Source organism: Bacillus sp. (in: firmicutes) (assembly GCF_031983925.1).
Taxonomy (GTDB): domain Bacteria; phylum Bacillota; class Bacilli; order Bacillales; family Bacillaceae_G; genus Bacillus_A; species Bacillus_A pacificus.
In genome coordinates, this window is the sequence record NZ_DALYZR010000014.1 from 21,330 (window position 1) to 43,960 (window position 22,631).

22 protein-coding genes and 1 other annotated feature (1 of these 23 only partly in view) are annotated in these 22,631 nt (G+C 35.7%); of the genes, 14 read left to right on the top strand and 8 right to left on the bottom strand.

The genetic code is table 11. From position 1 onward, the window contains the following. Positions 1-177: a binding site (T-box leader), on the bottom strand (it extends 40 nt beyond the left edge of the window). A 105-nt stretch (positions 178-282) separates the two neighbouring features. Continuing rightward, positions 283-663, bottom strand: a complete 381-nt coding sequence (locus tag RTP99_RS24510; RefSeq protein ID WP_001044987.1) for a DUF3899 domain-containing protein — start codon at positions 661-663, stop codon at positions 283-285. A gap of 319 nt (positions 664-982) precedes the next feature. Here RTP99_RS24510 and RTP99_RS24515 point away from each other — a divergent pair, with 319 nt between their 5' ends. The 5 genes from RTP99_RS24515 (at position 983) to RTP99_RS24535 (ending at position 6,674) form a co-directional block, all read left to right on the top strand. Then, positions 983-2,614, top strand: coding sequence for a peptide ABC transporter substrate-binding protein (locus tag RTP99_RS24515; protein ID WP_046646762.1), 1,632 nt, complete (start codon positions 983-985; stop codon positions 2,612-2,614). Positions 2,615-2,741: 127 nt separating this feature from the next. Beyond that, positions 2,742-3,671 carry an oligopeptide ABC transporter permease gene (opp3b, locus tag RTP99_RS24520; protein WP_000534165.1) on the top strand — a complete coding sequence of 310 codons (930 nt, stop codon included), beginning with the start codon at positions 2,742-2,744 and terminating at the stop codon, positions 3,669-3,671. Then, positions 3,668-4,684 carry an oligopeptide ABC transporter permease gene (opp3C, locus tag RTP99_RS24525; RefSeq protein ID WP_000974100.1) on the top strand — a complete coding sequence of 339 codons (1,017 nt, stop codon included), beginning with the start codon at positions 3,668-3,670 and terminating at the stop codon, positions 4,682-4,684. Before opp3b ends, opp3C begins: the two co-directional genes overlap by 4 nt. A gap of 18 nt (positions 4,685-4,702) precedes the next feature. Continuing rightward, positions 4,703-5,746, top strand: coding sequence for an ABC transporter ATP-binding protein (locus RTP99_RS24530; RefSeq protein ID WP_000854346.1), 1,044 nt, complete (start codon positions 4,703-4,705; stop codon positions 5,744-5,746). Next, complete coding sequence (locus RTP99_RS24535; protein WP_000166342.1) at positions 5,739-6,674, top strand: ABC transporter ATP-binding protein; 936 nt, start codon at positions 5,739-5,741, stop codon at positions 6,672-6,674. The genes RTP99_RS24530 and RTP99_RS24535 overlap by 8 nt, the downstream gene beginning before the upstream one ends. A gap of 144 nt (positions 6,675-6,818) precedes the next feature. Here RTP99_RS24535 and RTP99_RS24540 read toward each other — a convergent pair whose 3' ends face one another. Next, complete coding sequence (locus tag RTP99_RS24540; RefSeq protein ID WP_041184457.1) at positions 6,819-8,264, bottom strand: MATE family efflux transporter; 1,446 nt, start codon at positions 8,262-8,264, stop codon at positions 6,819-6,821. A gap of 352 nt (positions 8,265-8,616) precedes the next feature. Between RTP99_RS24540 and RTP99_RS24545 the strand changes: the two genes are divergently transcribed. Next, entirely contained in the window at positions 8,617-10,263 is a 1,647-nt protein-coding gene (locus RTP99_RS24545) for a peptide ABC transporter substrate-binding protein (protein WP_000728614.1), read from the top strand. A gap of 28 nt (positions 10,264-10,291) precedes the next feature. On the opposite strand, the gene RTP99_RS24550 is transcribed toward RTP99_RS24545, so the two are convergent. Next, positions 10,292-10,495 carry a hypothetical protein gene (locus tag RTP99_RS24550; protein ID WP_000559976.1) on the bottom strand — a complete coding sequence of 68 codons (204 nt, stop codon included), beginning with the start codon at positions 10,493-10,495 and terminating at the stop codon, positions 10,292-10,294. Positions 10,496-11,087: 592 nt separating this feature from the next. Here RTP99_RS24550 and spx point away from each other — a divergent pair. Next, a complete protein-coding gene (gene spx, locus RTP99_RS24555; protein ID WP_000258267.1) occupies positions 11,088-11,483 on the top strand; it encodes a transcriptional regulator Spx in 396 nt (131 codons plus the stop codon). A 49-nt stretch (positions 11,484-11,532) separates the two neighbouring features. Here the strand turns inward: spx and RTP99_RS24560 are convergent, their stop codons facing one another. Then, the gene (locus RTP99_RS24560) at positions 11,533-12,207 is read right to left on the bottom strand and encodes a TerC family protein (protein ID WP_000362602.1); all 675 of its coding nucleotides are present in this window, start codon (positions 12,205-12,207) and stop codon (positions 11,533-11,535) included. 339 nt (positions 12,208-12,546) lie between these two features. Between RTP99_RS24560 and mecA the strand changes: the two genes are divergently transcribed. The 4 genes from mecA (at position 12,547) to pepF (ending at position 18,049) form a co-directional block, all read left to right on the top strand. After that, complete coding sequence (gene mecA / locus RTP99_RS24565; protein ID WP_000350722.1) at positions 12,547-13,230, top strand: adaptor protein MecA; 684 nt, start codon at positions 12,547-12,549, stop codon at positions 13,228-13,230. Between the two features lie 72 nt (positions 13,231-13,302). Further along, positions 13,303-14,847, top strand: coding sequence for a cardiolipin synthase (locus RTP99_RS24570; RefSeq protein WP_000799204.1), 1,545 nt, complete (start codon positions 13,303-13,305; stop codon positions 14,845-14,847). A gap of 80 nt (positions 14,848-14,927) precedes the next feature. Then, positions 14,928-16,172, top strand: coding sequence for a competence protein CoiA (locus RTP99_RS24575; RefSeq protein ID WP_000612701.1), 1,245 nt, complete (start codon positions 14,928-14,930; stop codon positions 16,170-16,172). A 50-nt stretch (positions 16,173-16,222) separates the two neighbouring features. Continuing rightward, complete coding sequence (pepF, locus tag RTP99_RS24580; protein ID WP_000003391.1) at positions 16,223-18,049, top strand: oligoendopeptidase F; 1,827 nt, start codon at positions 16,223-16,225, stop codon at positions 18,047-18,049. Positions 18,050-18,166: 117 nt separating this feature from the next. Here the strand turns inward: pepF and RTP99_RS24585 are convergent, their stop codons facing one another. From RTP99_RS24585 to RTP99_RS24600, 4 genes are all read right to left on the bottom strand, one after another. Next, complete coding sequence (locus RTP99_RS24585; protein ID WP_000754593.1) at positions 18,167-18,340, bottom strand: hypothetical protein; 174 nt, start codon at positions 18,338-18,340, stop codon at positions 18,167-18,169. A gap of 229 nt (positions 18,341-18,569) precedes the next feature. Continuing rightward, on the bottom strand, positions 18,570-19,463 hold the full coding sequence (locus RTP99_RS24590; protein WP_000360652.1) for a ClpXP adapter SpxH family protein: 894 nt from the start codon (positions 19,461-19,463) through the stop codon (positions 18,570-18,572). Then, positions 19,463-19,861, bottom strand: coding sequence for a globin domain-containing protein (locus RTP99_RS24595; RefSeq protein ID WP_000043381.1), 399 nt, complete (start codon positions 19,859-19,861; stop codon positions 19,463-19,465). The genes RTP99_RS24590 and RTP99_RS24595 overlap by 1 nt, the downstream gene beginning before the upstream one ends. A gap of 180 nt (positions 19,862-20,041) precedes the next feature. After that, positions 20,042-20,620 carry a CYTH domain-containing protein gene (locus RTP99_RS24600; protein WP_000191109.1) on the bottom strand — a complete coding sequence of 193 codons (579 nt, stop codon included), beginning with the start codon at positions 20,618-20,620 and terminating at the stop codon, positions 20,042-20,044. Between the two features lie 146 nt (positions 20,621-20,766). Between RTP99_RS24600 and RTP99_RS24605 the strand changes: the two genes are divergently transcribed. Genes RTP99_RS24605 through RTP99_RS24615 form a run of 3 tightly spaced genes read left to right on the top strand, consistent with a single transcriptional unit; the run spans position 20,767 to position 22,623 of the window. After that, on the top strand, positions 20,767-21,138 hold the full coding sequence (locus RTP99_RS24605; protein ID WP_001180003.1) for a UPF0738 family protein: 372 nt from the start codon (positions 20,767-20,769) through the stop codon (positions 21,136-21,138). A gap of 30 nt (positions 21,139-21,168) precedes the next feature. Next, positions 21,169-21,807 (top strand): GTP diphosphokinase, encoded by a 639-nt coding sequence (yjbM, locus tag RTP99_RS24610; RefSeq protein ID WP_001081482.1) that lies wholly within the window; start codon positions 21,169-21,171, stop codon positions 21,805-21,807. 18 nt (positions 21,808-21,825) lie between these two features. Then, the gene (locus RTP99_RS24615) at positions 21,826-22,623 is read left to right on the top strand and encodes an NAD kinase (RefSeq protein WP_000673185.1); all 798 of its coding nucleotides are present in this window, start codon (positions 21,826-21,828) and stop codon (positions 22,621-22,623) included. Positions 22,624-22,631 lie beyond the last annotated feature (8 nt).

Consider the following 22,631-nt stretch of genomic DNA (forward strand, 5'->3'; position numbering starts at 1 on the left):
ACTACTGTGAAATCTCTCTAATCCATAATAACGTTTGGATATAACGCCAAAGCCTACTACTTTCGGTTCGGTTTGGAGCTCAAAAGCCCATTCCATACTGTACAATTACTTGTTCACACCAGCCACAAGCTCTCTGAAATTGCCTCAATATGTACTCTTCTTTATCATCGCATACATATAAATTTATTTATTGTTACCTGAGCTCTTTAAATATGAAAGAACTAAAGTTTTATAACAAAATGTTTTGCTGATTATTATATCATATGGGATAGTGTTTGCAAACTACATCAAAATAGTAAAGCTAATGAAGGTCGAGAACAACCCAAGAATGATACCGGTAATGCAAATTGGATACGTCCATTTGAATGAATATGTTTTATAAATACGTTCTTTCTTATCGACAGGTTCCTCTACTTCTTCAATTAAAGAGTCAATTTTTTTGTTCGTACCAAATACTCTTTGGAAGGCGTAAATTGTTACATTAAAAAATCCATTTTGAAATATGAATAAAAAACCGCCTATAAGAATAAAAAATAGTGCAATATAAAACGAGATGTTGACAAAATTCAACAAAAAATGCGATGAAACGAGGAATGCACCAATACTAGAAGCGATTATCGCTATGAAAATTAGTATACAAGTATGAAAAAAAACTTTATTCAAAATGTTCCCCTCCGTCAAAATATTACTAGAATTATTATACTATAAAAGCTATAATATGTACTAGAACTAATTTTTTGAAAATTATACGCAATTAAAGGTCTGATTGCAAGATGATGGTAGCAATGTTAACGTATCCCTTTACAAAAAAATAAAAATATAAACATTTTATTAAAAATTTTAACAAAAAAACAAAAAACTATATTCACAATTGTTATATTATATGTATAATGAAAATTGTAGAAACTTGGAGATTATTCTTTCAATTCTACTTTTTTACAAGTGAGGGTACAGGAAGTGCAATTAGGGGAGGCAACACAACATGAAGAAAAAGATACCGTTATTACTTGCATCGACGTTGACTGTCAGTATGTTAGGAGCTTGTAGTTACCAAAAAGAGGATAATAAAGCAGGCGCGAAAGAAAAATCCTCAAACAAGCAAGTGTTAAATCTAACTGAGACAGCTGAAATCCCAACTATGGATACGACGTTATCAACAGATGCAACATCTTCTAACATCATGAATAACACAATGGAAGGGTTATATCGTCTGGGGAAAGATGATAAACTTGTTCCGGGTGTCGCTAAATCTTATGAGAAATCAGAGGATGGCAAAAAGTATGTGTTTAAGTTACGTGAAGATGCGAAATGGTCTAATGGTGAACCTGTAACAGCGAAGGACTTCGTTTATTCTTGGCGAAGAGCTGTAGATTCAAACACGGGTGCCAAGTTTGCTTACATACTATTTGATGTTAAAAATGCGGAGAAAGTTAACAAAAAAGAGTTACCAGTTGAAGAACTTGGTGTAAAGGCAATTGATGATCATACACTTGAAGTGGAATTAGATAACCCTGTTCCTTATTTTGTAAGTTTAACAGTCTATCCAACATTGTATCCTTTGAATGAGAAGTTTGTAACAGAACAAGGAGCAAAATTTGGATTAGAATCCAATACGACACTTTATAATGGTCCATTCGTATTAAATGAATGGAAGCATGAACAAAGTTTCAAGCTTAAGAAGAATCCAACGTATTGGGAAAATAAAGAAGTAAAACTTGAGGAAATAAACTTCAATATTGTTAAGGATCGTTCAACTGCTATAAATTTATATGAAACGAAAGCAATTGATCGTGTAGTCTTAACATCAGAGTTTGTAGATAAATACAAATCAGATGCTGACTTTAAAACGATTAAGAGACCATCTACACAATTTATTCGCTTAAATGAAAAGAATAAATTTTTAGCAAATAAAAATATCCGAAAAGCAATTGCAATGTCCTTTGAACGTGAAAACATCGGAAAAGTAATCTTAAACGATGGTTCAGAGGGTATATATGGTTTTGTTCCGAAAGGCTTAGCAAAAGGTCCGAATGGAAAAGACTTCCGTGAAGAAAACGGAAAGCTTATAAAAGAGGATATGAAAGAAGCACAAAAATACTGGGAAGCTGGTAAAAAAGAACTTGGTGTAGACAAAGTAGAGTTAGAGCTATTAAACTTTGATACTGATGATGCTAAAAAAATCGGAGAGTATTTAAAAGGCCAATTTGAAAAGAACTTACCAGGTTTAACAGTTCCAACAAAAATGCAACCATTTGCACAAAAATTAAAACTTGAAGCAAGTGGAGATTATGCAATGTCATATGCGGGATGGAATCCAGATTATATGGATCCAATGTCATTCCTTGAAATGTATACGACAGGTAATGCGCAAAACAAAGTACATTACGCAAACCCAGCGTATGATGATTTAATTAAAAAAGCAAAAACAGAAGTTGATGTACAAGCTCGTTGGGATGCATTATTACAAGCAGAAAAACAACTGCTTGAAGATGCAGCAATTGCTCCAGTATATCAACCTGGAAAAGCATATTTACAACGCCAATCTATTACTGGCCTATTAGAACATAAATATGGCGGGGAATTTAGCTATAAGTGGGTTGAACTCAAAAACTAAAAATGGTTTCCATCATGAATAAGGGTATATGCCTATGATGGGCATGTACTCTTATTTTAAAAAAATAAAAGTAAGAATATTTAAAACTATCTTATTGCTTTTGAGAAAAACGGGGAGGTGCTTGACTATGGGACGTTATGTATTAAAACGTTTCGTGTACATGGCTTTGACATTATTTTTAATTACTACACTGACTTTCTTTTTAATGAAATTACTTCCGGGTTCTCCGCTTAAAAACCAGGAGAAGTTATCACCGGCACAAAAAGAAATCATTCTTGAAAAATATGGCTTAAATGATCCAGTACCAGTTCAATACGCACGTTACTTAGGTAACTTAGCAAAAGGTGATTTAGGGGTATCATTCCAATATGATAACCGTCCAGTAACAGACATGATTGTGGATCGCATTGGACCATCAGCACAACTTGGTTTACAAGCGATTATATTAGGAACATTTATCGGTTTAATTTTAGGAATCGTTGCGGCACTTCGTAACAATACGTGGGTCGATTATGGAGCGACAATTATTTCCGTACTCGGGATGTCGGTACCATCGTTCGTATTTGCCGCATTACTACAATATTTCGTAGGGGTAAAACTTGGATGGTTCCCAGTAGCATTCTGGAAAGGACCAGAGTTTACAGTAATGCCTACAATCGCTTTATCGATGGCAGTTATCGCAACAATCGCACGTTTCGCTCGTGCAGAGTTAATTGAAGTTATGCAAGCTGACTACATTTTAACAGCGAAAGCGAAAGGAATTAGCCAAGGCGTTATCATTATCAAACACGCCCTTCGTAACGCGTTAATTCCAGTTGTAACAATTTTAGGACCAATGGTTGCAGGGTTAATTACAGGTACATTAGTTATTGAGCAAATTTATGCTGTACCAGGACTAGGGGAACAGTTCGTTAAATCTATTACAGTGAATGACTATACAGTTATTATGGGAACTACAATTTTCTATAGTGCGATCTTCATCTTAGTTATTTTCATTGTTGATATTTTATACGGAATTATTGATCCTCGTATTCGTTTAGCGGGAGGGAAAAAATGATGAAAGATGTACAAAAATTATCTCCAGACTTATTTCAACAAGCTAATCAAAATAATGTGGATAATGAAGTCATTGCCCGTCCAAGCTTAACGTTTTGGCAAGATGTAAGAAGACGTTTGTTCCAACATAAAGGAGCAATGTTCGGTTTAGTTTTATTAACGCTTATTATCTTACTAGCAATCTTCGGACCGATGGTAAGTAAGCACTCGTATAAAGAGCAAGATTTAGGACGTGCAAAATTGCCACCGAAAATTCCAGTTATTGAAAATGTTCATTGGTTACCATTTGACGGTACAGATCAATATGGTGTTGACCAATATGAAAAACGTGATATTAAAGAGTATTTCTGGTTTGGTACAGATGATCTTGGACGCGATTTATGGACAAGAACATGGGAAGGTACACGCGTATCATTATATATCGCTCTTTTAGCAGCAGCAATTGACTTAATAATTGGGGTTGCATATGGAGGTATTTCAGCATTCTATGGCGGTAGAGTAGATAACATTATGCAACGTATTATGGAGATTATTAACGGTATTCCATACTTAATCATCGTTATTTTAATGGTAATCATTATGGGATCTGGTATATGGTCAATTACACTCGCAATGGCAATTACAGGTTGGATAGGGATGTCGCGTATCGTTCGTGGACAAATCCTGAAATTAAAAAATCAAGAATACGTATTAGCATCTCGTACATTAGGTGCAACAAATACACAATTAATTGTAAAACACTTAATCCCGAACGTAATGGGACCAATTATCGTAATGACAATGTTTACAATTCCAACAGCGGTGTTTGGTGAGGCGTTCTTAAGCTTTATCGGTTTAGGTATTCAGCCACCATTCGCATCACTAGGTTCTCTTGTAAATGACGGTTATAAATCAATTCAAACGTATCCGCATATGATGTTCATTCCTGCGGTTGTCATCAGTATATTAATTTTAGCATTTAACTTAATGGCAGACGGATTACGCGATGCGTTAGATCCAAAAATGCGTAAGTAAAAGAGGGGAGAGGCAAAGATGAAAACATTGTTAGAGGTAAAAGATTTACAAGTCTCCTTTGATACACATGCAGGTGAAGTACAAGCTGTACGCGGCGTTACTTTTGATTTGAAAAAAGGGGAAACATTAGCGATTGTAGGAGAATCTGGTTCTGGGAAATCAGTTACTTCTAAAGCGTTAATGGGTTTAATTCCGAATCCTCCTGGACGCATTAAAAATGGTGAAATCGTATTTGAAGGTCGTGACTTAACGAAATTAACAGAAAAAGAAATGCAGCAAGTACGTGGTAAAGATATCGCGATGATTTTCCAAGATCCAATGACATCATTAAACCCAACGATGACAATTGGAAATCAAATTATGGAAGGCCTTATTAAACACCAAGGGATGAGTAAAGCAGACGCACGTAAAGTTGCGTTGGAATTAATCGACCTTGTAGGTATTCCAAATCCAGAAGCTCGTTTAAAACAATATCCGCACCAATTCTCTGGTGGTATGAGGCAGCGTGTAGTTATTGCGATGGCGTTAGCTTGTAACCCGAAATTATTGATTGCGGATGAGCCGACAACAGCGCTAGACGTTACAATTCAGGCGCAAATTTTAGAGCTTATGAAGGACATTCAGCAAAAAACAGAAGCAGCAATCATTTTCATTACGCATGACTTAGGTGTAGTGGCAAATGTTGCGGACCGCGTAGCAGTTATGTACGCTGGTAAAGTTGTTGAAATCGGAACTGTAGATGAAATTTTCTACAACCCAAAACATCCATATACTTGGGGCTTAATCGCATCTATGCCAAGTTTAGATGGTTCAGAAGAAGAGTTATATGCAATCCCTGGAACGCCTCCAGATTTATTGAAGCCGCCAAAGGGAGATGCTTTTGCACCACGTAACCCACAGGCATTAAAAATTGATTTTGAAATGGACCCACCTTTATTTAAAGTAAGTGATACACACTATGCAGCAACTTGGTTACTTCATGAGCAAGCTCCAGAAGTAAAACCGCCGGCAGTCGTTGAAAAACGTATTCTTCAAATGAAAGCAGGTGAACAACATGACTAAACAACGTGAGAAATTAATTGAAGTAAAAAATGTAAAGCAGCACTTCGACGTGAGTGGTGGTGTTGTCAAAGCGGTTAATGATATTTCATTTGATATTTACCGCGGAGAAACATTTGGTCTTGTAGGAGAATCGGGTTGTGGTAAATCAACAACTGGAAGAACGATCATTCGTTTATATGATGCAACTGCTGGTGAAGTATTGTTTGATGGTGAAAATGTACATGGTAAAAAATCACGCGCGGAACTGAAGAAATTCAACCGTAAAATGCAAATGATTTTCCAAGATCCATATGCATCATTAAACCCGCGTATGACAGTAGGGGATATTATTGCAGAAGGTATTGATATTCACGGGTTAGCGAAAAACAAAAAAGATCGTATGGACCGTGTTCATGAATTATTAAACACAGTTGGTTTAAATAAAGAGCACGCAAACCGTTTCCCGCATGAATTCTCAGGTGGACAACGTCAACGTATCGGTATCGCTCGTGCACTTGCTGTAGAACCTGAATTTATCATTGCCGATGAGCCAATCTCAGCACTTGACGTATCAATTCAGGCACAAGTTGTAAACTTACTGAAAAAGTTACAAAAAGAAAAAGGATTAACATACTTATTCATTGCCCATGATTTATCAATGGTAAAATACATTAGTGACCGCATTGGCGTAATGTATCGTGGTCAAATCGTTGAATTAACAACAAGTGATGAGTTATATGCAAATCCAATTCATCCATATACAAAATCACTATTATCAGCAATTCCACTTCCAGATCCAGATTATGAGCGCAATCGTAAACGTATCGTATACGATCCATCTCAGCACAATTATGGTAGTGAAGAACCGACAATGCGTGAAATTCGCCCAGGACATTTCGTATTATGTTCTGAAGCGGAGTATAAGAAATATAAAGAGATTTATCAATAATAAAAAATCCATTCTTCTATCACGGAAGAATGGATTTTTTTACTATATAAAAGAGTTGTCAATATTTCTCGGTAAGTCGATATATTTAAAGAATCGCAGATATAAGTTGCCTATACGAATGACTACACCTTAATTAAACGAGTATTATTGCGCCTGAACAGAAACAATCTCCTCTTGTTCTTGAGGTTTAACAAGTGCATAACGTTCCCACGCTCTACTTTTCCAGCGGAAGAACATAATAATAGCACGTGTCCATTCATCAATAGCAATTGCTAGCCAAATACCAACGAGCCCCATATCTAAATGGAAGGCAAAAAAGTAGCCGAGTGGTAAACTCATTAACACCATAGAAAATGCGCCGATTAAAACTGGGTACTTTGCGTCACCAGCTGCGCGAAGTGAATTGATGATGACGATGTTCATCGTACGTCCTGTTTCAAGTAGTACACTTAGTAAAAGAACGCTTGCACCTAACGAAATAATGTGCGGATTATCTGTAAATAGTCCCATTAATTGTGTGCGGAATGTAATAACGAGAGCAACCATACATAAAGTGACACCAATCGCCCACTTTACACTTTTCCATACACGTTCATACGCTTCATCTTTTTCACCACCGCCAACGAGGCGCCCAATAATAATAGCTGTTCCCATACCGATTGCAATAGCGAATAAATAAGTGAACATAGAAATGTTCGTAGCGTATTGTCTAGCCGCTAACGATTCCGTTCCTAAATATGTTGCATAGTATAAGAAGACAATTTGGCAAGCTTGATACATAACCTGCTCAAATGCAGATGGAATCCCAATCTTTAAAATTTTTCCGATGTATTCTTTTGATAAGGTGAAGTAGTATTGTAATTTCACACGGTACTCCATAACGCGGTACAGTAACCAGAAGAAAACGATAAGCGCGATTAGCCTGCTGGCAGCAGAAGAAATGGCAGCCCCTTGTACACCAAGCTCTGGAAAACCAAATTTCCCGAAAATGAGTACGTAGTTTCCAGCGATATGAATAATATTCATTCCAAGTGAAATAAACATCGCTTGCTTTGTGAAGCCGTGTACGCGGATAATTGCGGCTAATGAATTAATAATAGCTTGAAGGAAAATAGCTCCTCCGACGATAGATAAATAGCTCTGTGCATACATAAGTACATCGCCTTGTAAGTTCATCGCCATCATCATATGTTTTGAAAATAAAAGAAAACCAGCACTTATAACGAGTCCGACCACTAAATTTAATGTGACGGCTAAAGCTGATATTTTAGATGCTTCCATAAAACGTTTGGAACCGAGGTATTGAGATACGACGATAGCTGCGCCGTTCCCGATGACTTCTAGTACCAAAATAGCGATATGGAGATATTGATTCGCTGCACCAACCCCAGATACAGCATCGTCTGATAATGCACTTAACATGAAAGTATCAGCGATCCCCATTAACATAAATAGAAAAACTTCTAGAAAAATAGGCCATGTTAATAAGAATAAACTTAATTTCTCAGTGGGCCCGTTTTTTGCCTGAATTGCTGTCATGTCCGTCCCCTCTTTACCGATATCTATTTTTAGCAAAGTGTATCGTAACATACTTTCTTAACCTTTGCACTCATTTTAACCTACATATCTTTATTATGAAGGGAGCGCTATTTTATGATAAAAACAGAAGGATAATTATGCAGAAAGTATTATAGAATATAAAATTTATTTTTATCTAATAATTTAGAAAAATATAAAAATAATTATTTCTGACATTTCAGTAAGGGAAATCAGCAATATGAAACGTTTACAAAGGTTTATTTTTTAACAGAAAATTTTAATAAAATAGAAATATAAATATACAAAAAATATATTTGTGTGTATAATATGAATTATTGGAACATATATATATTTCTATTTGTTTGAAAATGAAAGGGCTAACATTTTTGTGGAGGGTGGAAATATGAAAAAAAAGATGCCAGTTTTTGTAGTATCAACAGTAGCGATGAGCATGATGTTAGGGGCATGTAGCTACCAAAAAGATGAACCGCAAGCGAACGCAAAAGGGGATAGCGGGAAAAGCGGTGCGAAGCAAGTTATTAACTTAATTGAAACACAAGAGATTCCAACGATGGATCCAGCGTTATCAGCTGATGCAGTTTCTTCAAGAGTAATGACTAATACGATGGAAGGCTTATACAGTTTAGGAAAAGATGATAAGCTAGTTCCTGGTGTAGCGAAGGAATTCAAAAAGTCAGAAGACGGTAAAAAATATACATTTACATTACGTGAAGACGCAAAATGGTCAAATGGTGAGCCTGTGACAGCGAAAGATTTCGTATACGCATGGCAAAGAGCGATTAACCCAGATACAGCTGCGAAATCAGCGTACATTATGTATGATATAAAAAATGCAGAGAAAATTAATAAAAAAGAGATGAGTCCGGACCAATTAGGGGTAAAGGCGATTGATGATTATACATTAGAAGTGGAATTAGATAATTCCATTCCATATCTTGTAGATTTAATGGTATATCCAATCTTCTATCCTGTGAATGAAAAGTTTGTGAAAGAGCAAGGTACGAAGTTTGGTTTGGAAGCGAATACAACACTTTATAACGGACCATTTACATTAAGTGATTGGCAACATGAACGTAGCTTTAAAATGACAAAGAGCGCGTCATATTGGGATAATAAAGAAGTGAAGATTGAGGAAGTAAACTTTAATATTGTTAAAGATACGTCTACACCAATTAATTTATATGAAACAAACGCAGTCGATCGAGCGACGTTATTAGCGGAGTTCATCGATAAATATAAAGGAAAACCAGATTTCCAAACAGTAGAAGATACATCTGTATTCTTCCTTCGTTTAAATCAAAAAGATCCAGCGTTAGCAAATAAAAATATTCGTAAAGCAATTTCACTTGCTTTTGAACGTAAACCGTTCGTTGATACATTATTAAATAACGGTTCTAAGCCAGCGACAGGATTAATTCCTGATAACTTCATTAAAGGACCGGATAAAAAGGACTTCCGTGCTGTAAATGGAGATATTGTAAAACCAAACGTGAAAGAAGCGAAGAAATATTGGGAAGCTGGTAAAAAAGAGCTTGGTAAAAATGAAATCGAATTAGAGTTATTAAACGAAGATGTTGAATTATCGAAGAAAACAGGGGAATATTTAAAAGGTGAGTTAGAAAAGAATTTACCAGGTTTAACAGTGAAAATTAAACAACAACCATTCGCGCAAAAACTAAAATTGGAAGATGCGGGCGATTTCGTCATGTCATTCTCTGGATGGAGTGCAGACTTCCCAGATCCAATTACATATCTTGATATGTTTGTAACTGATGGATCACAAAATAAAATGAAATATTCTAATCCGAAATATGATGAGATTATCATGAAAGCGAAAAAAGATGGAAGCGATGTAAATGCTCGTTGGAAAAGCTTACTAGAAGCAGAGAAAATGTTACTTGATGACGCTGCGATTGTACCGGTATATCAACGTGGTAGAGCATACTTACAAAGAGATTCCATTAAAAATATGTACAACCATAAATATGGCGGCGATTTAAGCTTTAAATGGGCGTCAGTAGAGAAATAAGAAAAAAGCAGGTAATTGCCTGCTTTTTTTAATACGTACGTTTCTTATAAATACCTTTCCCGCCAACCTCGTTCCAGCCGGATTGTACATCCAAACTTTTATTAACAAACTTCATCTTTTCTTTTCCGCCAAAGAGTTTTTCACCAATGCTATTTGTAATGACACCAATCAATGCTGTTATTCCGATGATGAGGGCAGCAACAGTGACAAAATCAATAAAAAAAGCAATCATTTGCAAATTCCCCCTTTGCCTGTCTGTATTTTTATTGTATGAGATAAAAGATGAAAAAGAAAGAAATGTCAGAAAAATATTTAATATATTTTAGAAATCGTATAGACATGAACGAAAATGTTTGTTAAAATAAGAACAAACGTTCTTTTAATTCTCACTTATATAGTCTTACATTTCTTGATTGATTTATCAAAAAAAGGTAAGAAAACGTTCTCTTTTTCATAGAAAAGATTATGAGGAAATAACTATAAATCATATGAAAAATCTATGAAAAGCAAGCGTTAAGAGGGTTGAAGATTATTGTTAAAGAACAGATGAAGTAAGTGTGATTATGTTACATAGCAGTGAAATGCACGGAAGAGTTTTCTCAATTAGAAGGAAATTTACTGTATATTTCTTGCAAAATCTATTGTATAATGATTATAGAAGTTACTTATTAAAAGTAATTGTTGTTTACTAAAAGTTGTTGCTTACATGAAAAGCAATTTTTGCACTTTGTTTTAAGACAAGGTATCGCGAAAAATTGCTGAATTAAGAAATTTAAACTGTAATTAGTACAGAATTTGTACTCTTTAAGGAGAGTGAGCTTTGTATGGTAACATTATATAGTTCTCCAAGCTGTACGTCTTGTAGAAAGGCGAAATTATGGCTAGAGGAAAATCATATTCCTTATACAGAACGTAATATTTTCTCAGATCCGTTAACGATTGAGGAAATTAAAGAGATTTTACGCATGACAGAAAGCGGAACGGATGAGATTATTTCTACTCGTTCGAAAGTTTTCCAAGAATTAAATGTAAACTTAGAGTCTTTACCACTTCAAGATTTATATAAGATGATTCGTGACTATCCAGGGATTTTACGTCGTCCAATTATGATTGACGAGAAACGCCTTCAAGTAGGTTACAATGAAGACGAAATCCGCCGTTTCTTACCACGTACAGTAAGAACGTTCCAATTACGTGAAGCACAGCGTCTTGTAAATTAATTATAATAATATGAAAACCTTCTACCTATTATATAGTAGAAGGTTTTTTTTAATGTTTCACATTTCGTAATCGAACTCGTTGAACGATAAAACCGATGCATAAGATGGTGAAAATAAATAAGTAAGGAATGCCTGCAGTGAAACTTGGGTTGTTATGAAAAAAGGTTGCCAGTCTGTCTTCATGTGTGACCATTTTTCCTGCTGTATAAGCGAGAATTGCTGCCCCGCAATAAATGAGGAATGGAAAGCGTTCCATAAGTATTAAAATGAGTTTGCTGCCCCAAATAATAATCGGGATAGAAATGAGTAAACCGATTATTACGAGTAAAAATCTTCCGTGAGCTGCCCCTGCAATGGCGATAACGTTGTCAAATCCCATAACAAGGTCCGCGAATACAATTGTACGCACAGCTTGAAATAAAGTTGTTTTTCCTTGAATAGAAGAAAGATCGTTGCTATTATCAGTTAGTAAATTTACTGCAATGAATGTAAGTAAAATGCCCCCGATAAGTTGCAGAAATGGAATGTCGAGCAAATAGACAGCTAGTATAGTAAGGATAATTCTTAGTACGATTGCTAAAAGAGTACCGATCAAAATAGCTTTATTTCGTTTCGATTCAGGTAAATTTCGGCTAGCTAGTGCGATGACAATTGCGTTGTCACCACCTAATACAACATCGATACCGACAATCATTAGTACAGATGTTAAAAACTCTAAGTCCATTCGTCTGCCTCCATTTATGATGTTTTAATAAGCGAACTATATGTATGTGGTGAAAAGGACTAAAGCATCTTCTCTAATAAAAGTTTCACTTTATTACAGTGTACGGGGGAAGATGGAAATGTATGTCCAAATTTTTTATAAGTGAGTAATCGCCACAATGATATATTTGTGTATACCATTGAATGAAGATAGGTATATAACTATTTTTGTAAAATAAATCGATTTTATTTCCATTCTGGAGAATCTTATCATAAAATGAGAGTACAAGAATCTATTGATTTGTCATATGAGTGGGGAATCCCTTCATAACAATTCTAAGCAGGAAGGGAGAGTTGTATTTTGGATATTGAAAGAATTAATGATCATACGATGAAATTTTTTATTACGTACATTGATATAGAGGACAGAGGCTTTAATCGTGAGGAAATTTGGTATGACCGCGAAAGAAGCGAAGAGCTCTTTTGGGAAATGATGGACGAAGCTCGTGATCATGACGATTTCTTTATTGATGGGCCGTTATGGATTCAAGTGCAAGCAGTCGATAAAGGGATTGAAGTACTTGTAACGAAAGCAGAACTTTCAAAGGATGGACAAAAGCTAGAACTACCAATAGGTGTAGATAAAATTATAGACATTCCTCTAGATGAAGGTATTGAATCATTATTCCAGCAAGAAGTAGTGGAAGAGGTAGAAGAACAAGCAGGTACAAACTTTAACGAAGATGGTACGTTTGGCTTTTTAATTAAGTTTAATGATTTTGAAGATGTCATTTCATTAAGCCACCGTCTTATCTTTGAAGATATAAAAGATGAGCTGTATTCATTTGAGGACCGCTATTATGTATATGTGGAATTCGATGAAGTGCTACATGATGAAGAAGAAATTGATCGCATTTTAAGCATTGTTTTAGAATACGGGGAAGAATCAACTTTAACAATTCATCGTGTAAGTGAGTATGGGAAACAAATTGTGAAAGAGCATGCGCTTGAAACAATTCGCAATAATTTTCCTGCTAAAACGTAGGCCGATTTCTGTAGTATGAAATCGGCTTTTTATATGAAGAATAGGAAAGCTTTCTTAGTAAGGAGGTAAGAGATGAAAAATACGTTAAAGTTGATTTTTTTTGTGTTACTATTGTTTGCATTATTTGTGTCATTACGTATGTTTATTGATGTAGCGTTTTATTCGGATGTAATTGGGATAAAAGATGTTTCGATTTTAGGTATTATTAGTATTTTATTTACGGTATCTGCATTTTTAATTGGCTGCGTTATTTTCTTAGAGAACCGTCATCCGTCAAAAACACTTACATGGCTCATTGTGTTAGGGATTTTTCCGGTATTTGGATTTTTCGCTTATTTATTATTCGGACAGAACTTTCGGAGGAAGAGAATGTTCCAAAAGAAGGCGTTGCTCGATGAACAAGCGTTTTTACAATATAAGGGGCATGAAGATTACGAAGAACGGATTTTGCGCAATCATAAGCATCAAGAGCTGTTATTTCGTTTAGCGGATCGCTTAGGCGCTTTAAATATTTCATTTCAAACTGAAACGAGAACATTAACAAATGGAGATGAAACGTTTCAGGCTATTTTAGATGGATTAAAACGAGCGAAACATCACATTCATATGGAATATTACATTGTGCGTGATGATAAGCTTGGAACAGAAATTAAAGATATTTTAATACAAAAATCAAAAGAAGGCGTAGTCGTTCGTTTTTTATATGATGCGGTTGGAAGTTTTAAATTATCAAAATCATATATTGAAGAATTAAACGACGCAGGTGTCGAAATGATTCCGTTCTTCCCTGTACGCTTTCCGATTTTAAACGATAAGATTAATTATCGAAACCACCGAAAAATCGTTATTATTGATGGAAATGAAGGATTTGTAGGTGGATTAAATATTGGTGATGAATATTTAGGGAAGGATAAGTACTTCGGCTTTTGGCGAGACACACATTTATATTTACGTGGTGAAGCTGTGCAAAGTTTGCAGCTTATTTTCCTTCAAGATTGGTTTTATATGACTGGTGAGGCTGTGCTAGCCCCTGAATATTTACAAGCGAAAGCAGTTGAGGGGGAGCATTGGGGAGGCGTGCAGCTCGTTGCAGGTGGACCGGATAATAAATGGGAAACAATTAAACATTTATATTTTGCCATGATTGCTTCTGCGCGGAAATCCATTTGGATTGCAACGCCGTATTTCATCCCGGATGATGATATTTTGTCCGCATTAAAAGTAGCGGCACTTGCTGGTATCGATGTTCGTTTGTTAATGCCGAGTAAGCCTGATAAGCGCACTGTCTTTTATGCATCAAGGTCATACTTCCCAGAGCTTTTAGATGCAGGGGTAAAGATATATGAATACGAAAAAGGTTTTCTTCATAGTAAAGTTGTCATTGTCGATTCTGATTTAGCTTCAATTGGGACAGCTAATATGGATATGAGAAGTTTTCATTTGAACTTTGAAGTAAATGCCTTTTTATATGATACAGATAGCATTCGAAAACTTGTTCAAGATTTTAAAGACGATTTAGAAGAATCCAGTGAAATTCACGTCGATCGTTTTCATAAAAGGCGTCTGCATAGAAGAATTGTTGAATCAACGTATCGGTTATTATCGCCATTATTATAAAAAGAGATGTCCGAAATTGGGACATCTCTTTTTTAAAAGGAATTTGTAATAAATTGTAGAATATAAGGAGCTGAAAGGGTGTGATTCCGATGTTTATCGCCAAAAGAGAAAACGGAGAGAAAATTCATCTACTCTATCATCATGATGAAGAGATTTTACATCGTATGCGGAAAAGGGAAAGCTTCGTTTGCATAGCTTGTGGGAAAAAAGTACTAATGAGATTAGGAAAACAAAAAAAGTGGCATTTTGCTCATAAGAAAGAAGATTCATGTTTAGCCTTTTATGAAGCAGAATCTATGTATCATAGGCACGGTAAAGAATTGTTATATAGATGGTTCAAACGTCAAAACTTTCATGTAGATATAGAGCATTATTTACCAGAGATTCAGCAGCGACCAGATATTTTCATAGAGAGAGCAGGGAGAAAAGTTGCGATTGAATACCAGTGCGCGAATCTCTCTATAGAACAGCTGTACAAACGAACCTATTCGTATTGGCGAGCTGGTATACAGGTCATTTGGATTATTGGTGGAAATCAATTGAAAAAGCACTCTGCCTATTGGGTGAAATTTTCCTCCCTTATGGCTTTCTCCTTACAATCTTATCCTCAGCCACTTCTTATTTTCTTCTGCTCGAAACAAAAATCATTTATGAAATGCGCGTTTCTCACTTCGTTTTCTACAAGCGTCTCTTTCTCACATATTATATATTTACCAACTGAAACGACTACTTTTGAAATGCTCTTTTCTTCTGTTCCTTTTCAAAAGGAGATATTAGAACGAGAATGGAAGAAGCGAAAGGACTATTTTCGAAAAAATGCTTTGCCTATTTGGAATTATAATCATAAATCACTATTACGCCTCTTATATCACTGTAAATGTACCCCAGCAAATTTCCCTTCTGAAATTGGTGTGCCGCTTCCGTCCTCATTTGCTTTTCAAACAAATCCATTTATATGGCAAGCTTTTTTATATATGAAGTGTATAGGCGAGCTTGCGGTAGGGGATTATATTTCCCTTCCATACGTGTGGAGTTATATAAAAAAGTATACGAAAAGGCGTATGCTCCCGTACTTTTCACAGCATATATGGAAAGTAGCAGTTACTGAGTATATGACATTTTTATGCTATACAGGTGTATTACGTAAAGTAGGGACTTATAAGTACCAGAAAATACGGGGGATAGTTATGGTAAAAACAGAGGAGGAAGTTATGAAATATGATGAAAGTAGTTTAGCGTATGCCTTATCTTTATTTGAGGCAAAGTACAACATGAGAGAAGGAAAAGCGGATATAATAAAGACTGATCGTGAAGGAATTACATAAGAAAAATCGAATTGTATGTAAGTAGAGATATTTAAAGGAGGGCTTAAAGCATGTCTGAACAAAACACAGCAAAAACATTACCGGATCGTAACGAGATTGAAGAATCAAGTACGTGGCGATTAGAAGATATTTTCCAAACAGATGCAGAATGGGAACAAGAATTCCAAGCTATTAAAGAGCTATTACCGAAGTTAACTGAATTTAAAGGGAAACTTGGTGACTCTGCGAACAATTTACTTGAAGCATTGCAATATGAAGATGAAATTTCAATGCGATTAGGTAAGCTATATACATATGCACATATGCGTTACGATCAAGATACAACAAACTCTGTGTATCAAGCGTTAAATGACCGTGCAACAAATTTATATTCACAAGTATCTAGTAGCACAGCATATATTGTGCCTGAAATTTTATCGATTTCAGAAGATACATTGCAAACATTCTTGAAAGAAAATAGAGAATTAAGTGTATATGAACATGCGTTAGAAGAAATTACGCGTCAACGCCCTCACGTATTATCTGAAGCGGAAGAGGCTTTATTAGCAGAAGCATCTGAAGTAATGAGTGCGTCAAGTAATACATTTGGTATGTTGAATAATGCGGATTTGAAATTCCCATCTATTAAAGGTGAGGATGGAGAAGAAGTAGAAATTACACATGGCCGTTACATTCAGTTTTTAGAAAGTGATGATCGTCGTGTGCGTGAAGATGCATTCAAAGCTGTATATGAAACGTACGGAAAATATAAGAACACATTTGCAAGTACGTTAAGCGGAGCTGTAAAGCGTAATAATTTCAATGCACGTGTTCGTAAATATGACTCTGCACGTCAAGCAGCATTAAGTAATAATAATATTCCTGAAGCGGTGTATGATCAACTTGTTCAATCTGTAAATGACAATTTACACTTGCTACATCGTTACATTGATATTCGTAAGCGTGCACTAGGGCTTGATGAGCTTCATATGTATGATTTATATACACCACTTGTACCAGAAGTGAAAATGAATGTGAAATATGAAGAAGCGCAAGACATGTTATTAAAGTCTTTACATGTACTTGGTGATGAGTATGTTGATATTTTGAAAGAAGCATATGAAAATCGCTGGGTAGATGTGTATGAGAATAAAGGAAAACGAAGCGGAGCATATTCATCTGGTGCATATGGAACAAATCCTTATATTTTAATGAACTGGCATGATAATGTAAATAATTTATTTACACTTGCTCATGAATTTGGCCATTCTGTCCATAGTTACTACACAAGAAAAACGCAGCCGCACGTATACGGGGATTATTCAATCTTTGTTGCGGAAGTAGCATCAACTTGTAATGAAGCGCTTCTAAACGATTATTTATTAAAAACGACAGAAGATAAGAAAGAGCGTCTATACTTATTAAATCATTATTTAGAAGGATTCCGTGGTACTGTATTCCGTCAAACGATGTTCGCAGAGTTTGAGCATATTATTCATAAGAAAGTACAAGAGGGACATGCGGTAACACCAGACATGCTAACGGAGATCTACTATGATTTAAATAAGAAATATTTCGGTGATGCTTTAGTAATTGATGAAGAAATTGGTTTAGAGTGGTCTCGTATTCCGCACTTCTACTACAACTATTACGTATACCAATACGCAACAGGATTTAGTGCAGCAACGGCTCTATCTAAACAAATTTTAGAAGAAGGGCAACCAGCAGTAGAACGTTACATTAATGAGTTCTTAAAAGCAGGAAGCTCAGATTACCCAATTGAAGTGCTGAAAAAAGCTGGAGTAGATATGGCATCTCCAGAACCGGTAAAAGAAGCATTGCAAGTATTTGAAGAGAAATTAAATGAATTAGAAGCATTATTATTTGAAGAGAAGTAATAGAAAAGACGAGGAATTTGCCTCGTCTTTTTCTTGATGTCATTTTGTCGATATTTGTCGAGAAAATAAATCGAATTGTCTTCTTTTTTCTAAACTAGAAGGCAGTTTTACAGTTCATTAAAACCCTTTAAATCGTTTTTTATGGTTGAAATAAGAGAGAGCGATGACAATGACTCCGAATAAAAGAGGAAAGGCAATCATTTTAGGAAAAGCTTGTAGTAGAGAGAGGATGTACAAGAAAAAAGAAACGATGACGGCTAGAATGATAAGTAAAATATACGTTTTTTTCATACAAAACACCTCCAAAATAGCTTTTTTATAGCTTATTCAAAAATGAAAACGTTTAGAATGTGACAAAAGTGTGAAATTCGACAAAAGGGGTTGTCATCTGACGTCGAATCTTGTAATATAATAAGCGTGAACGAATTCACATACAAACATATACCCCTTTGTTTGAACGTGAAAATTTCTCCCATCCCCTTTAATATTTTTATAAGCCGTAAAGAAAAAGACCTGGTGTTTACACCAGGTCTTTTTCTTTTGCTATCCATTTCCAATAACGCTCACATTTTACGTCAATCATTTGTACTTTTCGTTTCAGTTGTAATTTTTTTAGTTCACGTTCAATTTCTTGCTTCGAGCAGTCATATATAAATGCTACTTCTTTTGAAGAGATAAATTGTGTCGCTTCCAGTAATACTTCTAAAGGTGGTAATGGCTCTGGCTCGATTTCACATTTTACAAGTTCTTTCAATAATTGTACGTAGACGTCGTAGGAATACGTTCCAGCGATTTTAATACCTTCTTCATCTGAATTTGCATGAAAGAATACGAGAGAAGGTATTTCTGTAATATGCATTTCATTTGTGAATTTTAAGTCACATTGGAAAGCCTTTTTTGCGCTAGCGGAATATAGGTCTTTTTTAAATTCTTCTACATCAATATTGCTATCTTTTGCGCATGCAAGTAATAATTCGCAGTCAGGATTTGATACATTTTCAAGGAAAATGTATTCTTGGAGTTTTCGCAAAAACTTCGAACCTGCTTTTCGGCCCTGCAACTCCGCTGCTTTAATTGCCATCGAAACTAAATATGGTGTTGACGATGCTTCTTGCATATGTACCTTTCCATCACATGAAAAACCTTGTAAACTTGTTGTCTTTTCCCACACAAATCGAATATTAGCAGGTTTATTCCATTTGTGTGAGGAAGCGTTCGTTCCGTCCACTTTTCCTGTTACGATATGACGAATAGAGAAGTATTTCCCGTACTCAAGCCATAGTTTAATAATAAAGGGCTCAATTTCCCAGCAATCTTTACAAAGTGGATCAATAAATAAATATGCTTCTACAGACTTATGCTCACATGCGGAAGGAGATGGCATATTGATATGCTTTGCTTCCTGTTTATCCATTATATTTCACCTGTTTCGTTTGGAGTATTAACCATATGCTGAGCAGTTAATGCTAAACGTTCAAAAACGAACTCTCTTATATGACCGTGCACTCCTGTGTCATCCATTGCTTGCTCCATGCACGATAGCCAAGCCTCTGCTCGTTTTGGAGTAATCTCAAACGGGAGATGGCGTGCTCTTAACATAGGATGACCATGTTCTTCAGTGTACAAATTAGGACCACCTAAATATTGTGTTAAAAATTGTTTCTGCTTCCTAGCTGTTTCTGTTAAATCATCCGGGAAGATGGGAGATAGGTCAGGGTGTTTACTGACATAGGAATAAAATGTGTCTACTAATATTGCAATGCATTGTTCACCGCCAATTGCTTCAAATGGTGTCATCGGTTGCTTGCTCATCCTTTTAAACTCCTTTTTCCATGAAATGTATATCTATTGTAGCAATGGAATGTTAGGGAGGGCAAATAAACAGCCTTCATAACGTTCTTTGCTTATTCTACAGATGTAAAAGAATCTTTTCTTTTTCAAAAAGTGAGATGTATCCACTAGTAGAACGTATTCACTAGTGGAATTTTCACTTTAGCGTGCTTTGTTTTGTTTGGCAAGGAAAAAGCGTTTTACTTTATTATTTGTATGACGGATTGGTATGTCGTGTTGCTTTAACAAATGAATAAATGAAGCTTTGCCTGCTTCTTCATCTTGCACTTCAAATTCAATTTCATAATCATCGTGATTGTAATAGAAACTATGATCAAAGACAAGCGTTCCGCCTTCAAATAGTGTTTCGGCTCTTTCAGTTGTTAAACTACCCATATAAGTTAAAGCAGAAACAGGAATTTGTAATGTGTGTAGTTGATCTACTACAGCGCCTTGAATAATTGTATTTGTTTCCATCATCAATCTTGCTTCATCTGCTGTTATAACTTGATGCGTTTCTAACAAGCCGACTTCTGCAGGTTGTTTCAATGTTAATGTATAAGTTGCGCCTTTATGACGAATACGAAGTGCAGAGCCAGCTTCTTTTAATGAGAAGCTCGGTGTTTCAAAGTAGTGATTCACCTGTTTCGTAAATCCTTCAATAGAGAATGATTTACATAATGTATTGAATTCTTCTTCTGTAACAATATTTTTAAATTCAATTTCAATTTCTTGTGTCATTGTATGCGCGCTCCTTTTGAAAAATAATTCTTTACACATTATCGCTTTTTCACAAATTTGGTTCAATGTTTTATTTGTTTGCGTCCATGTTATGATACAATAATACTGTTAAGTAAGACAGGAAGTTGAGATGGAGGAGTTAGAGCATGCAAAATAAAATCCAAGTTAAGAGCGTAGAAAAGAGAGAGAATGCTCTTATTTTTTGTGCGGAAAATAGTGAAATAGAGGTAAAGGAGTTAAGTGCGCGTAATCACGTACTTGTAGACTCAGATAATTTATCATTTTTATATATCTTAGAAAACGAATCATCTTTCATTTATGTAAGCATTCCGCATACATGCTGGGAAGCAATGCATGAAGCGATGAATAACGACGTGGTTATGTTTGTTCGCGTGAATGACATTGAAATGGAATTAGAAGGTTTAAAAGAAGAAGTAGAATATTTAGTTGAAAATATTGAAGGTAATGCAAATTACGGAGAAGAACTAGTAACTGCTGTAGAAAAAGTATTTCTATAAGCAAATGGATTGATTTTGGTGGTGGTTGAAATGAATCGAAATTGGGAAGAGTTTTTAGCACCTTACCACCAAGCGGTGGCAGAGCTGAAAGTGAAACTAAAAGGAATGCGTACTCAATTTGCAATGTTAACAGAGCATTCTCCAATTGAGTTTGTAACAGGAAGGGTAAAGTCGGTTGCAAGTATTATTGATAAAGCGGAGAAGAGAAATGTACCGTTAGACAGGCTAAGAGAAGATATGCAAGACATCGCGGGCCTTCGAATGATGTGTCAATTTGTTGATGAGATTAAGCCTGTTGTAGAATATCTTAGAAAACGAAATGACTTTGAAATCGTGGAAGAACGTGATTACGTCACGCAGAAGAAAGATAGCGGTTATCGTTCTTATCATGTTGTCATTAGTTACCCCGTTCAAACGATTCAAGGTGAACAAAAAGTATTGGTAGAAATCCAAATACGTACGCTAGCAATGAACTTTTGGGCAACAATTGAGCATTCTTTAAATTATAAATATAGTGGGCGTTTTCCTGAAGATATTAAAATACGCTTGCAACGTGCAGCGGAAGCAGCATTTTTATTAGATGAAGAAATGTCTTCTATCCGTCTTGAAATTCAAGAAGCGCAGAAAGCTTTTTCAAGAAAGCAAGAAACGAAAGATTCCGAATCATAAACTAAAGGGTGTTGGGCGATGAAATTTACAATTATGTCAAAGGGAGATCAATCATCAGATGCACTGGCAAGCACGATGAAAGAATACTTGCTAGATTTTGGATTTATAATGGATGAACAGGAACCCGATATTGTAATTTCTGTTGGGGGAGATGGAACGCTTTTATATGCGTTTCATCGTTATTATAATCGATTGGATGAAACAGCATTTGTTGGTGTACATACAGGGCATTTAGGTTTCTATGCAGATTGGTTACCGACAGAAGTAGAGAAATTAGTAATTGCAATTGCTAAAACACCATTCCAAGTGGTGGAATATCCGCTTTTAGAAGTGATTATTCGCTATGTGAATGGGAGTAAAGAGTCACAGTATTTAGCGATGAATGAAGCGACTGTGAAAAGTGCAGAAGGTACATTAGTAACAGAAGTGGAAATACGCGGAGAGTACTTTGAAACGTTCCGCGGGGATGGCCTTTGTATTTCTACTCCTTCGGGAAGTACTGCGTATAATAAGGCGCTTGGCGGAGCAATTATTCACCCTTCTATTGAAGCGATTCAAATTGCGGAAATGGCATCTATTAATAACCGTGTGTTTCGTACGGTAGGTTCGCCGCTCGTATTGCCGAAACATCATACATGCGTGCTGAAGCCGACTGCAGGAATGAACTTACAAATTACGGTGGACCATTTAACGATGGTTCATCAAGATGTGAAATCAATTCAGTATCGCGTGGCAAACGAGAAAGTACGATTTGTTCGTTTCCGACCATTTCCGTTCTGGAAACGAGTTCGTGACTCGTTTGTTGCAGATAAATAGAAAGGGTT